The following is a 12,801-nucleotide window of genomic DNA, read 5'->3' on the forward strand; positions in this document are numbered from 1 at the left end:
TTAATTCATGATTACCAGGTGGAGGGCTGTCAGTTCGGCTTTTGCGCCAGACAGGCAGTTGTGCAATGCCAGGGTCTGGTCCTTCAGGAACTGAATTTCCTCGTCTCGTATATTGGGATTGCGCTGCTTTAATGCAAGCAGTCGTTTAATTTCCTGCATCTGGGCCTCAAGCATGGTCTTGCTTGTCTGGCTGGTTAGCTGTTTGCACTGTTCGCTTGCCAGCTGATTGCCCGTTTGCAGCAGGTCCAGCAGGGACTGTCGGTTTTCCTCAAGGAACTGTGTCGCAGCGGAACGCTCAACGGCCTGTTGTGTGCTGCCGGGGTAAGCAGATGTCAATGTGACCGGCTCACCTTCCTCATTCAGTGTCAGTGTGACATTGATTGCGCTGTCAGTGAGGTATTTTTGCAACTGCAGCTGCGCCGGCGCGTCGACCCTGATCCGGTACAGTAGTTGTAGCACGAACTCACCAGTTTTCGGCTGATTCGGGTTCGTGGTCCGGTCGCTGCTCGATGTGCTGATACAGGCATTGCCATGCGTGGTAGCCAGGACCAGGTCCAATGCACCAATTACCATGGGATGCTGCCAGGTCAGGTGGGCCAGGTCGTCCCGGACCAGCGCCAGCTGGCGGTCGAAACAGGCGTCAATGCCGGCGTCCGGCAGCCCGGGAAATGCAGGTATCAGCATGTCTTCGCTGGGGACGATGGTGATGCTGCCGTCGCTGTGGCGCTCATTAAAAACGCCATAGTGATCGAGAACGTCTATAAGCCAGCTGTCCAGTGAGCTGTTGGCTTCAAATTGCTGGATCGCTGAGATGATTGTCTGCGCTGCGGCAGCGTCAAACGAGTTCATGTCCAGTAGCTGGTCGCGTCCGTGCTCCAACGATTGGCACACGCCCTCGTGATGCGCTCTGGCGGCGTCCAGAAAGCCCTCAAATCCAGCAGTCTGAACATCCTGCCCGCTATCGGCGAGGTGAATGCAGCGCTGAAGCTGCTCACGGAACACAGCCCAGGTTTGCCAGGCTCCCGGTGCAATCTGGCAAAAGGCGTTCAGTGCCCGGTGATACCAGTTGAACAGTACCTCCTGAGAGGTATTGCGCTGGTAGGGCACATGGATCTGGATGGTGTGGGTCTGTCCGATTCGATCCAGCCTGCCGATGCGCTGCTCCAGCACATCGGGACTGCCGGGCAAATCATATAGAATCAGGTTGCGACAGAACTGAAAGTTGCGGCCTTCACTGCCTATCTCTGAACAGATCAGTATGCGCGCCGCGTCAGGCTCATCGCTGGCGAAGTAGGCGGCAGACCGGTCACGCTCCAGCAGGCTCATGCCGCGGTGAAAGACACTGCAGCGTACGCCAGCCAGCCGGAGCTGTTCTTCCAGCGTCATGACAGTGGCATCATCAGAGCATATCAGCAGTGTCTTGCTGCGATGGTCGTCCAGCCACTGTCGCAGCCAGGCAAGACGAGGATCAGTGTCAGAGTTTGCCGACTTGCCCGTCCTGGGTTGCGCCGACTCAGCCGAGGCTGGCAAAGGCCAGGCGTGCAGTTCGCGCTCGGGCATGTTGCCGAGGGCACGCCGAGTATTCCTGAACAGGATTCGCCCTGTGCCATGCTGGTCCAGCAATCGACGGATTTCGTCGCTATCCACTGGCGAGGTATTCCTGATTTTTTCTATTCGTTCGGCGATTTCCTGATAGCGGTGCTGTTCAGCCTGAAACTGCTCAAAATCGTTAAACCGGGCGGGGTCGATCAGCCTTAGCAGCGCGAAAAAATTCGACTGACCCATTTGTTCAGGCGTTGCCGACAGCAGTAACAGTCCTTTTGTGGTGGCAGCCAGACTCGCCAGTGCCTGATAGGCTTCGGTATCGGGCAAGGCCTGTGCAGGCGAACTTTCCAGTTGTAGTTGCAGGTGATGTGCCTCATCAACAATGCACAGATCCCACTCTACCGACCGGGCACTCGCCAGATGTGCGGGGGAGTTGAGGAATAGCGACAGGGGGCATAACACCAGCTGACTGGTGGCGAAGGGATTGTCCTCGCCGCTTTCGATTAACGCCTGGTAGCGCGGCTCATCAATGATGGTGAACAGCAGATTAAAGCGTCGCAGCATTTCCACCAGCCACTGGTGCAGTAGCGGCTCTGGAACCACTATAAGAACGCGGCTTGCCAGTCCCAGAGTCAACTGCTGCTGCAGAATCAGGCCTGCCTCTATCGTTTTGCCCAGTCCCACTTCGTCAGCCAGCATAACGCGCGGTGCGTAGCGGTTGGCGACTTCGCTGGCAATATAATACTGGTGTGGAATCAGGTCGGCACGCGCGCTGCACAGGCCCATCAGGCCGCTGCTCTGGGCGCGCTGAAGCAGGCTGCTGGTTCGTCGCCGCAGCTCAAACCATGTCGCCGACTCGTACTGGCCTGCCAGTAGACGATCCAGTGGCCGGTTCATACTCAGTGCGTCAGGTAAGGCCTGCTCTGGCAAAGGCTGGGGCGGCCCGTCATTGACACTGACCATGTAAACGAAGGTGTGGTGACTACCTTCGTGGCGGGCTTCAATGACTGCGTCAAGCGGCGGCTCGTCGCCGGAGCCGGGAAGGCTGACGGGGTCCCCCGAAGCGAGTCGTAAGCGGGTCAGAGGCGCCTGGGCCTGAGCATAACGACGGGTTTGCTGGCATGAGCGAAAGGCGACTGCCACTGTGCGGTGATCGAGGTCGGTTACTATGCCAAGCCCTAATTCTGGCTCTGTGTCGCTGATCCATCTCTGTCCCAGTGCGAAAATACGTGCTTCAGGCATGAGTTTCGGGTGTTCCTGCGGGTGGTTCGCCATTTAATGTTTGATTGGGAGACTCTTCAGGAGGCAGTTCCAGTGTCAGCCGGCCAAGTTTACCTTCCCGAAAGTCATGCAGGAGTATTTCCGATACTCTGTGCCAGTCGGTGTCACCGCGCTGGGTCCGACAGGCACGACGCTCGGCCAGTATGCTCATGAACTCTTCTGCTGAGTCGGGAAGCGGCTGTATGCGGTATCGCTCTATAAGTGCCTCCGGAAAATCCCGGAGCAGAAACTCGGCAGCTTCCATGGCAACATCCTCAAACACAATGGCAGTGTTGCGGATCGCGCCAGCGGCCGCCAGTCGGTAGGCCGCGTCCTGATCTTCCAGGCGGGGCCAGAGAACGCCCGGCGTGTCGAACAGGAACCACTGATCATTGAGTTTGATGCGTTGCTGGTTCTTGGTCACGGCGGGTTCGTTGCCGGTTTTAGCCAGTTTGCGACCGCTTATCTGATTCAACAAAGTGGATTTGCCAACATTGGGGATGCCAATAATCGCAGCGCTGTAGCGGCGTTTCTGGTGTTGGGCCAGGCGTTGGCAGTGCGTCACAATGGTGGCCGGAAACAGGAGCTGGCCAGTGCCATTGGGAAGTGCTGAGCTCTCACCGGCGCGCGTCAGGTGTTTCACCCAGGCGCGTGTCGCGTCCGGATTGGCGAGGTCAGCCTTGTTCAGTATATGGAGGCAGGGTTTGTGATGCTGTCGGCGCATCTTGTGCAGCAGAGGGTTGCTGCTTGCTGCAGGCATGCGGGCATCGAGTACTTCAATGACTACATCGACCTGTTCTATCAGTTTGGCCAGTTCCTTGTTGGCCTTGAACATATGTCCGGGATACCAGGATATCGTCATAGTGCGGGAGGTTCAGGATGTCAGTGCGGGGGCGCATGATAACACGTTGGAATAATCTGTCGTGCTCGACGTTACATCGGGGGTAAGACTTGCGTCGTGTTATACTCTGGCTTTAACAGTAAAACGCATCATCAGACAGTTTGCGGGTCTTTTGCCGCAAATGTCGATAGATAGTAGATGACAGAAAAGATCGGGAGGGTGTATAGCAGATGACATCAGGACCTATGCAGCAACGTATACACCGGAGGGTGATTGCCGATTTGTCGCCCGAGCATTTTGAGCTGATTAATGAAAGTCATCGGCACAGCGGACCAGCCACAGAGTCTCATTTCAAGCTGATTCTGGCGTCACCGCAGTTCATTGGCCTGAACGCAGTAAAGCGACACCAACTGGTCTATCAGGTGCTGGCCAGCGAATTAAAAGATGGTGTGCACGCGTTGGCGATGCATCTGTATACCCCTGAAGAGTGGTCAGAAAAGGGGGGGGCGGTTGCTGCTTCACCGGATTGTCGAGGTGGCAGTCTGAGTGGATGAAGCTTGCCAGGAAAGGCAAATTCCGTTAATGTGCCGCCCATTCGTGTTCGCAGGATGTGTCGTGAATGCTAGCTAAAGCAAGAGTAAAACAATAATTATCAATACCTTATAGTGAGATTAACCGGTCCTCAGACAAGCGAGAGAAAAAGCGAAGTTTAAAGCGCTGCTGAGTGACACAACGATAGAGGAATGATAATCGTGTTTGATTTACTCCGACATCCCCGTTTGCCTGCTATTGCGCGCACCGCGTGTGTCAGCGCACTTGCCGTGTTTACCTTTACCGCTTTCGCCCAGTACCGACAGACCGGTCCTGTGGTGGACGAGCGCATCATTTTCGATCACACGCAAAACGAAGCAACCGGGGAGGCCACCGTGGTCAGCCCGGAAATGCCTGATTTTGAATCGCTCGGTGATGTTGATACGCGCAAAGAAGCATTTTTTGAGTTTCTCAGCAGTTATGTAGAGAACGAAAACCGACGTATCGCCGCCACCCGTGCGGAACTGATGCCGATGTGGGAAGTGGTTCGTGACGGTATGCCCCTGTCAGCAGTCGAACAGGAGCGTTTTGCCGAGATAGCGGCGGAATACCGTCTTGATGATGCTGACCTGAGTAGTGCTGAAGGGCGCCTGAGTGTGGGTCGCGAGCTGGTGCGCCGCGTTGATGTTCTGCCTAAATCACTGGTGCTCGCTCAGGCCGCGAACGAATCAGGCTGGGGTACGTCCCGCTTCGCCCGTGAGGGTAATAACATCTTTGGTCAGTGGTGCTTCGATGAAGGCTGCGGGCTGGTCCCCAGACGTCGCGGCGAGTCACGGTCGCATGAAGTACGTGCGTTTGCCAGCGTGCAGGCCTCTGTGCGTGCTTATTTCCGCAACCTTAATACTCACCGCAGTTATGAAGATCTTCGAGTGCTGCGCGAAGCCATGCGCATGCGTGATATGCCGCTGGACTCGCTGGTTCTGGCTCGTGGTCTGACACGTTATTCTGAGCGTGGTCAGGCTTATGTGTCAGAGTTGCAGGACATCATTCGCATCAATCAGTTGCGTCATCGCGACAAGTCCTGAGTACTCAATCGGCATTATCAGGGGTGCTTCGCGTCCAGAACTTGCTGAACCAGTAGTAGCGATTGGTCCCACGCTTCGGTGCTGTGCAGATATAGTTGAAGCGCCGCATCGCGAACTCCTGGCCTTCGGCTGGCTGAATACGGAAATGCACCGCTTCTCGATCCAGCCACTCCAGCTCCATGGGCTGACCATTGGCGTAACATCCCAGTTGACTGACGTTAAAATCCCCTGCCAGCTGCATGGTCACTGCCGGGCGGCGGCTGTCAGTCATTGGCGAGACCGGATCGATGTGTCGTACCTCAAAGGCCAGTGAATTCAGTTTGGTTGAAGCAGACTCAATATCGGCGAACGAGGCAGCCAATGGGTAGCGTGGCAGAGCCCGGAAATCCGAATGATAACCAACAGCGCCAGAGTTTTGAGCCAGTGCCGTAAACCCCAGCGACTCGATCATGTCGAGGATTTCCAGATCGTACTCACCGTACGGGTAGGCCAGTATCTTGTGTGACTGTCCGGTCTGTTCTTCGATGCGCGATTCCGCTGTCAACAATTCCTCTCGCAATCTTTGCAGTCTTCCTGCGTCGCTCTCGCCCGGCTGGGCGTCCACCATGTGCGGGTGATAAACCATATGATTAGCGATAATCACGCCTTCGTCAGCCATCTTGCGTATCTGTGGCCAGGTCAGATATCCAGACTGTTCGTCATCAACTGGTTGAGTGCTGACAAACAGTGTCATGGGGTAGCCAAATTCCTTCAGCATGGGCCAGCCTGTGGTGTAGATCGACTCGTAGGCGTCATCAAAGGTCAGCGCCGCAACCTTGTCTGGCATCGGCTCCTGATTTTTGAGGGCCTCAATGACACGGTCCAGTGGCCAGACCGCGAAATCATTATCACGCAGGTATTCCAGTTGTGTGCGCAGTTCCTGGGCTGTCAGGCTGGTAGAGCGCGGTGTGCTGTCAGATACGTGGTGGTAGATCGTAATCACAGCGTGCTGGGCAATGGCGGGAGATGCCAGTGCGGTGCTTAGCGACACGGCGCAGGCGGCTAGCTTGATGGCGTTTCTGAGGGGGCTGATTTTTGACGGCTTCTTTGAGTTCATGGCGCTCTTTTGAAATCGGACTGGTGCTGGATGTATTGAGGAATTGACTGTCCTGACCATTCTGTCCCATATCCTGCAATGAGTTCAATTTAAATCAGTTTTTCTTTATGCGCGGTAGCTTTTGTGGTATAAAAGCGCGCGCTGAAAAACTGGCCCTCACCGCAGGGTGGTCAACAGCGTAATCTAAATAATGTCACACATGCACCGTCACATGTTTCCTGGGTGCCCGACGATCATATCGGTATGGGTTGGAGCATGGGGTGTGTGGAGGCCTAACCCTAAGTAAAAAGGTAATTATCATGACTGCAGTATCCATGAAGGACATGCTGAAGGCTGGCGTTCATTTCGGCCACCAGACCCGCTACTGGAACCCGAAGATGAAGCCGTACATTTTCGGCGCCCGTAACAAGATTCACATTATCAACCTGGAGCACACTGTTCCTGCATTCACCGACGCGCTGATGGCCATTCAGAGCCTTGCGTCGCGCAACAAGAAAATCCTGTTTGTTGGCACCAAGCGTGCGGCAGGCAAGATCATCAAGGAACAGGCAGAGCGTGCTGGCATGCCTTATGTTGACCACCGCTGGCTGGGTGGCATGTTGACCAACTACAAGACCATTCGTGGTTCTATCAAGCGTCTGCGCGATCTGGAAGCCCAGGAAACTGACGGCACACTCGAGCGTCTGACCAAGAAAGAAGCGCTGATGCGTCGTCGCGACAAAGACAAGCTGGAGCGCAGTATCGGTGGTATCAAGGATATGGCTGGACTGCCAGACGCATTGTTCGTGATTGACGTTGATCACGAGCGCATTGCAATCACTGAAGCCAACAGCCTGCGAATCCCTGTGATTGGTGTTGTGGACACTAACAGCAATCCAGATGGTATCGACTACCCAATCCCCGGCAACGACGACGCAATTCGCGCCATCGAACTGTATGCGCGGGCTGTGGCTGATGCCTGTCTGGCTGGCCGTAACCAGGGGAACCAACTGGGTGACAGCGATTTTGTGGAAGTAGACGAAGCAGCACAGGCCAGCGCGCCTGAAGCGGCAGCTGACGAGAACAGCGCGTCTGCCTGATGGCTGCGTGAATGCTGCCGGCAAACGGCAGCATTCATCATCGGTTGAGTAACTCCATTTTTCGAAGAAAAGGGGCTAGGCCCCTTTTTTTCAAAGTATTCAAAGTATTTAGACATTAATATAGAGATAATTTGAGGCGTTTATTATGGCTAACATTACAGCAGGTATGGTCAAGGAGCTGCGTGAGCGCACCGGTCTGGGCATGATGGATTGCAAAAAGGCTCTGGTTGAAGCCGAAGGCGACATGGAAAAAGCGATTGAAGACCTGCGTAAGTCAAGCGGTCTGAAAGCAGCCAAGAAAGCCGGTCGTACTGCTGCTGAAGGCGTTGTGATCACGCGTGTGGCGGACGATGGCAGCTACGCAGTTGTGGTCGAAGTGAACAGCGAAACAGACTTCGTGGCACGTGATGACAACTTCCTGGGCTTTGCCAACAAAATTACTGACCAGGCATTTGCTGGCAAGGAAAGTGACGTCGAGAAGCTGCTGGCTTCCGGCATTGAAGACGAGCGTCAGGCGCTGGTACAGAAGATCGGTGAGAACATCAATCTGCGTCGTATTCAGGTTGTTGAAGCGCCTGCAGGTGGTGTAGTTGACGCATACGTGCACAGCAATAACCGTATTGCCGTGCTGGTCGCCCTGTCCGGTGGCAATGCTGAACTGGCGCGAGATGTAGCGATGCATGTTGCGGCCGTTAACCCAATGGTTGTGCGTGCTGATGACGTTCCCCAGGAAGTTCTGGATAAAGAGCGGGAGATTTTCACGGCCCAGGCGGCAGAGAGTGGCAAGCCTGCAGAGATCATTGCCAAGATGATCGAAGGCCGCATTCGCAAATACGTGTCAGAAATTACACTGCTGGAACAGGCATTCGTTAAGGATCCTGATCAGACTGTCGGCGCGTTGCTGAAAGCAGCCGGTGCTGATGTGGTCGGATTTGTCCGCTACGAAGTCGGTGAAGGTATCGAGAAAGAAGTTGTCGATTTTGCTGAAGAAGTTGCTGCGCAGGCAGCAGCTGCCAAAAAGCAGTAAAATCTGGCTCACTGGCTCTGCAGCCGGCAATCGCCGGTTGCAGACCACAGCAGCTGACTGGAGATGCGTCCTTAAATCTAACCCTTGACTGGAGTAAACCATGGCAAAAGCGGATAAAAAGTATAAACGCATACTCCTGAAACTGAGCGGCGAAGCGCTGACGGGCGAGGCCGACTTCGGTATCGATCCCAAAGTGCTTGACCGTATGGCAGTCGAGGTTGGACAGCTGATAGGCCTTGGCATTGAGGTTGGCATGGTTATCGGTGGCGGCAACCTGTTCCGCGGCGCCGCGTTGCACTCGGCAGGTATGGAGCGCGTTACCGGCGACCATATGGGTATGCTGGCAACCGTCATGAATGCGCTGGCGATGCGTGATGCGCTTGAAAGGGCTGGTATCTCAACCCGTGTCATGTCTGCGATACCCATGAGTGGCGTGGTGGAGCATTATGATCGTCGTGCCGCCATTCGTCATCTGCGCAATGGCGATGTTGTCATCTTCGCTGCTGGCACCGGCAATCCATTTTTTACCACCGACTCGGCAGCCTGCCTGCGTGGCATCGAAATTGATGCACAACTGGTGCTCAAAGCCACAAAAGTTGATGGCGTTTACTCTGCGGATCCAATGCGAGTGCCAGATGCCGTCAAATACGACTACCTGACTTATGATGAAGTACTCGACAAGAAGCTGGGGGTCATGGACCTCACAGCAATCTGTCTGGTGCGCGATCACGATATTCCGGTCTGCGTGTTCAACATGCAGAAGCCCGGGTCGCTGTTGAATAATGTAATGGGAACAACCGATGGCACGCTGATTGGCGTCGTCCGACCAGAAGTCTGACAGGGGAACGTAATGATTGAAGAGATCATCAAAGATGCCGGCGAGCGCATGGACAAATCCATCCAGTCGCTGGAGCTGGCGTTTAATAAAATTCGGACCGGGCGCGCCCATCCGGGCATCCTGGACAGTGTAAACGTGCCGTACTACGGGGCAGACACACCGCTTAACCAGCTGGCCAATATTACCGTTGAAGAAGGCCGTCTGCTGGTTGTGACTCCTTGGGAGCGCCCCCTGATTGGTGATATCGAAAAAGCCATCATGAAATCAGATCTGGGTCTGAATCCATCCAACAATGGTGAGTCCATCCGTGTACCGATGCCAGCCCTGACGGAAGAAACCCGTCGCGAATATACCAAACAGGCCAAGGCCGAAGCGGAAAACGCGCGAGTCGCAATCCGCAATATTCGCCGCGATGCCAACAGCACGCTCAAAGATCTGCTTAAGGACAAGGAGATCAGTGAAGACGAGCAGCGCCGTGCAGAAGAGCGCATCCAGAAGTTGACTGATAAACACATTGCGGCTGTTGAAGCCACATACAGCGAGAAAGAGAAAGACTTGCTGTCAATCTGAAACCCTGGGTGGAACCGGATATGCAGAACAAGGACGGTGACGCGCAGACAGACGCTCGCAGCTTGCCACAGCATGTTGCCATCATCATGGATGGCAATAACAGGTGGGCCCGCAGTCGCGGCGAGCGTGGTGCAGTAGGGCATCGAGTGGGTGCGCAGATTGCCCGGGACGTGGTGTTTGGATGTGTGGATCGTGGAATTCCCTATCTGACCCTGTTTGCCTTCAGCAGCGAAAACTGGCTGCGGCCACGCAAGGAAGTACAGGGCCTGATGGCGCTGTTTCTGAATGTCCTGCAGCGCCATGAAATCGGCATGATGCATGAGCGTAATGTGCGACTGCAGTTCATTGGCAATCGTAGTTCCTTTGCACCCCGACTGCAGAGGCATATGAATGACGTTGAAAAACTGACGCGCAATAATACCGGGACGGTTGTGACTGTTGCTGCTGACTATGGTGGGCGCTGGGATATCGCACAGGCTGCCAGAGTTATGGCTGAGAAAGTTCAGCAAGGGGAGATTGCGGCATCTGATATCACCCCTGAGCTGCTTCAACAACACATCTGTCTGGGTGATGTCCCGGAGCCGGATTTGTGCATACGAACTGGTGGCGAGCAACGCATCAGCAATTTTTTGCTGTGGCAGTTCGCCTATACTGAGTTCTATTTTACAGAGTGCTTCTGGCCTGACTTCAATGATCAGGTTTTTCAGCTGGCATTGGATGATTACAGTCGTCGACAGCGCCGTTTTGGCAGACAATCTGGTAGCGACGACGAATTGAACAATAATTAGAGGTTTGAATTGCTCAGGCAGAGAGTTCTGACAGCCATCGTCATGTTGCTCGGGTTGTACCTTGGCACCGCCTGGCTACCAGCGCCATATTTTGCAGTGTTTCTTGGCCTGGTTCTGCTGCCGGCGCTCTGGGAGTGGGGGCAACTGATGGGCCTGCGGCGCGCTGCTGAGCAGGCGGTCTGGACGCTGGGGTTTGCTGCAATTCTGATGCTCACCTTATTCCTGGTGTCACGCTCATCAGTACCCGGTGCAGATCTCGATGTAGCTGGTCAGTCACTGGGTACGGCAGTTTCCTCAATCAACGAAATGGCCCTCACTATGCTGATGGCTTTCGCGACACTGTTCTGGTTCTGGGTTTTCTGGACTATCAGACAGTACCCCAGTGGGCAGCATCGCTGGCAACAGCGCTGGAAAATCGGCGCACTCGGTGTGCTTTGTCTGCTGCCTACCTGGCTGGGACTGTACTACCTCAAGATGATTGAATCCTCGGGCGTGCTGGTTTTTGTGCTGGTGGCACTGGTCAGTGTTGTCGACATCGGAGCATATTTCAGCGGTCGAAAATGGGGTAACAGACGCCTGGCTCCAGCCTTGAGCCCGAAAAAATCCTGGGCCGGGTTCTGGGGCGGTCTGGCAAGTTGTGTTGCCCTGAGTGCGCTCCTGCTCGCCTGGCTGCACAGTCGTCAGCCCCTGAGTATTGATTTATGGGCGCTGTTGATGTGCCTGGCGGTGCTGCTGGCCGTTCTGTCGGTGGTCGGAGACCTTTTCGAGAGCATGCTCAAACGACATCGCGGTATTAAAGACAGTGGCCGCAGTCTGCCGGGTCATGGTGGTGTGCTTGATCGTATCGATAGCCTGATGGCTGCTACACCCGTATTTGTGCTTGCCCTGATCCTGCTCCGCGCCATGCCGGAGGTCCTGTGAACGTAACTGAAAAGCGATTGACGGTACTCGGGTCTACCGGCTCGGTTGGCGTCAACACGCTGGATGTGGTCCGCAAAAATCCGCAGTTCTCTATTTATGCCCTGACGGCAAACACCAATCACCAGTTGATGACGCAGCAATGTCTTGAGTTCGCACCTGCTTATGCCGTCATGACTGATGCTGATGCCGCGCAGCAGCTTCGACAGGCCTTGCAGTCTGCTGGGAGCGAAACAGTAGTCCTCGGCGGCGTGGAAGCCCAGTCGCAGGTAGCCAGCGCCGCGGAAGTTGACGCCGTCATGGCTGCCATTGTCGGCGCGGTCGGAATGCTTCCGGCATTGGCTGCGGCATCAAGCGGCAAGCTGGTGTTGCTCGCAAACAAGGAAGCTCTGGTCATGGCCGGTGAGCTGTTTATGCAGGCTGCCCGGGAAAGCCAGGCGACAATCCTGCCAATAGACAGTGAGCACAATGCAATCTTTCAGTGTCTGCCTGCCTCAGCTCAGCAGGGGGAAGCCAAGCTGTTGAAGGCCGGTATCCGCAAAGTGATACTGACAGCCAGCGGTGGGCCATTCCTGAGCGCCGACACCAGTCAGCTTGACCGGGTAACCCCGGAACAGGCCTGCAAGCACCCGAACTGGTCAATGGGGCGCAAAATTTCAGTCGATTCGGCAACCATGATGAATAAGGGACTGGAGTTTATCGAGGCCTGCTACCTGTTCGACCTTGCCCCGGACCGTGTTGATGTCCTCGTTCATCCGCAGAGTATCGTCCATTCCATGGTTGAGTACGAAGACGGGTCGGTGCTGGCCCAGCTGGGCAGCCCTGATATGCGTGTGCCCATTGCTCATGCACTGGGCTGGCCGTCCCGGATCAGCTCCGGTGCGAGCTTTCTTGACCTTGCGGCAGGTCCGGATCTTCAGTTTATGCGGCCTGACATGACACGCTTTCCCTGTCTTGAACTGGGAATCGAAGCGGCCAAGCGCGGTGGCGCCTCGCCTGCAGTGCTTAATGCTGCCAATGAAGTGGCGGTGGCTGCATTCCTGGGCAGACGGGTGGCGTTTACTGACATATCACGTATCATCGCCGCCACACTTGAGCAAATAACTTGTCGCGGGCCGGTCTCACTGGCTATGATTCAAGAGATGGATACGCAGGCGAGGTCGGTGGCAGGCGAATTGGTTGCCACCTTGCAAAGGCGCTCACGCACTGCATAACAATCCGGT

Annotated in this window: 12 protein-coding genes; 9 read left to right on the top strand and 3 right to left on the bottom strand. The window is 55.2% G+C overall.

The annotated features are described in order from the left end of the window. Nucleotides 1-2,787 (bottom strand): SNF2-related protein, encoded by a 2,787-nt coding sequence (locus tag LVD14_RS10270; protein ID WP_237133993.1) that lies wholly within the window; start codon nucleotides 2,785-2,787, stop codon nucleotides 1-3. After that, entirely contained in the window at nucleotides 2,780-3,667 is an 888-nt protein-coding gene (gene ylqF / locus LVD14_RS10275; RefSeq protein WP_237133994.1) for a ribosome biogenesis GTPase YlqF, read from the bottom strand. Before ylqF ends, LVD14_RS10270 begins: the two co-directional genes overlap by 8 nt. Before the next feature lie 209 nt (nucleotides 3,668-3,876). Here ylqF and LVD14_RS10280 point away from each other — a divergent pair, with 209 nt between their 5' ends. Together LVD14_RS10280 and LVD14_RS15560 are read left to right on the top strand one after the other, a co-directional pair. Continuing rightward, on the top strand, nucleotides 3,877-4,200 hold the full coding sequence (locus LVD14_RS10280) for a BolA family protein (protein WP_237133995.1): 324 nt from the start codon (nucleotides 3,877-3,879) through the stop codon (nucleotides 4,198-4,200). Nucleotides 4,201-4,398: 198 nt separating this feature from the next. Then, on the top strand, nucleotides 4,399-5,262 hold the full coding sequence (locus LVD14_RS15560) for a glucosaminidase domain-containing protein (RefSeq protein ID WP_237133996.1): 864 nt from the start codon (nucleotides 4,399-4,401) through the stop codon (nucleotides 5,260-5,262). 4 nt (nucleotides 5,263-5,266) lie between these two features. On the opposite strand, the gene LVD14_RS10290 is transcribed toward LVD14_RS15560, so the two are convergent. Continuing rightward, nucleotides 5,267-6,358, bottom strand: coding sequence for a polysaccharide deacetylase family protein (locus tag LVD14_RS10290; protein ID WP_237133997.1), 1,092 nt, complete (start codon nucleotides 6,356-6,358; stop codon nucleotides 5,267-5,269). Nucleotides 6,359-6,657: 299 nt separating this feature from the next. Here LVD14_RS10290 and rpsB point away from each other — a divergent pair, with 299 nt between their 5' ends. The 7 genes from rpsB to ispC all read left to right on the top strand — a co-directional run bounded on the left by rpsB (nucleotide 6,658) and on the right by ispC (nucleotide 12,792). Then, a complete protein-coding gene (gene rpsB / locus LVD14_RS10295; protein WP_237133998.1) occupies nucleotides 6,658-7,437 on the top strand; it encodes a 30S ribosomal protein S2 in 780 nt (259 codons plus the stop codon). Between the two features lie 145 nt (nucleotides 7,438-7,582). Then, nucleotides 7,583-8,464 carry a translation elongation factor Ts gene (tsf, locus tag LVD14_RS10300; protein WP_237133999.1) on the top strand — a complete coding sequence of 294 codons (882 nt, stop codon included), beginning with the start codon at nucleotides 7,583-7,585 and terminating at the stop codon, nucleotides 8,462-8,464. Nucleotides 8,465-8,564: 100 nt separating this feature from the next. After that, complete coding sequence (gene pyrH, locus LVD14_RS10305) at nucleotides 8,565-9,302, top strand: UMP kinase (protein ID WP_237134000.1); 738 nt, start codon at nucleotides 8,565-8,567, stop codon at nucleotides 9,300-9,302. A 12-nt stretch (nucleotides 9,303-9,314) separates the two neighbouring features. Then, entirely contained in the window at nucleotides 9,315-9,872 is a 558-nt protein-coding gene (gene frr, locus LVD14_RS10310; protein ID WP_237134001.1) for a ribosome recycling factor, read from the top strand. 20 nt (nucleotides 9,873-9,892) lie between these two features. Next, nucleotides 9,893-10,660 (top strand): polyprenyl diphosphate synthase, encoded by a 768-nt coding sequence (uppS, locus tag LVD14_RS10315; protein ID WP_237134002.1) that lies wholly within the window; start codon nucleotides 9,893-9,895, stop codon nucleotides 10,658-10,660. Nucleotides 10,661-10,669: 9 nt separating this feature from the next. After that, complete coding sequence (locus LVD14_RS10320; protein ID WP_237134003.1) at nucleotides 10,670-11,581, top strand: phosphatidate cytidylyltransferase; 912 nt, start codon at nucleotides 10,670-10,672, stop codon at nucleotides 11,579-11,581. Beyond that, a complete protein-coding gene (ispC, locus tag LVD14_RS10325; RefSeq protein ID WP_237134004.1) occupies nucleotides 11,578-12,792 on the top strand; it encodes a 1-deoxy-D-xylulose-5-phosphate reductoisomerase in 1,215 nt (404 codons plus the stop codon). Before LVD14_RS10320 ends, ispC begins: the two co-directional genes overlap by 4 nt. The last annotated feature ends 9 nt before the right edge of the window (nucleotides 12,793-12,801 follow it).

The sequence above is a fragment of the Pseudohongiella sp. O18 genome (genome assembly GCF_021729085.1).
Taxonomy (GTDB): Bacteria; Pseudomonadota; Gammaproteobacteria; order Pseudomonadales; family Pseudohongiellaceae; genus Pseudohongiella.

Excerpts from the sequence above, each read along its gene's own strand:
- pyrH (WP_237134000.1), top strand. The coding sequence starts at position 8,565 with ATGGCAAAAGCGGATAAAAAGTATAAACGCATACTCCTGAAACTGAGC.
- LVD14_RS10270 (WP_237133993.1), bottom strand. The coding sequence starts at position 2,787 with ATGCCTGAAGCACGTATTTTCGCACTGGGACAGAGATGGATCAGCGAC.
- rpsB (WP_237133998.1), top strand. The coding sequence starts at position 6,658 with ATGACTGCAGTATCCATGAAGGACATGCTGAAGGCTGGCGTTCATTTC.
- LVD14_RS10280 (WP_237133995.1), top strand. The coding sequence starts at position 3,877 with ATGACATCAGGACCTATGCAGCAACGTATACACCGGAGGGTGATTGCC.
- uppS (WP_237134002.1), top strand. The coding sequence starts at position 9,893 with ATGCAGAACAAGGACGGTGACGCGCAGACAGACGCTCGCAGCTTGCCA.
- tsf (WP_237133999.1), top strand. The coding sequence starts at position 7,583 with ATGGCTAACATTACAGCAGGTATGGTCAAGGAGCTGCGTGAGCGCACC.
- LVD14_RS10290 (WP_237133997.1), bottom strand. The coding sequence starts at position 6,358 with ATGAACTCAAAGAAGCCGTCAAAAATCAGCCCCCTCAGAAACGCCATC.
- frr (WP_237134001.1), top strand. The coding sequence starts at position 9,315 with ATGATTGAAGAGATCATCAAAGATGCCGGCGAGCGCATGGACAAATCC.
- ylqF (WP_237133994.1), bottom strand. The coding sequence starts at position 3,667 with ATGACGATATCCTGGTATCCCGGACATATGTTCAAGGCCAACAAGGAA.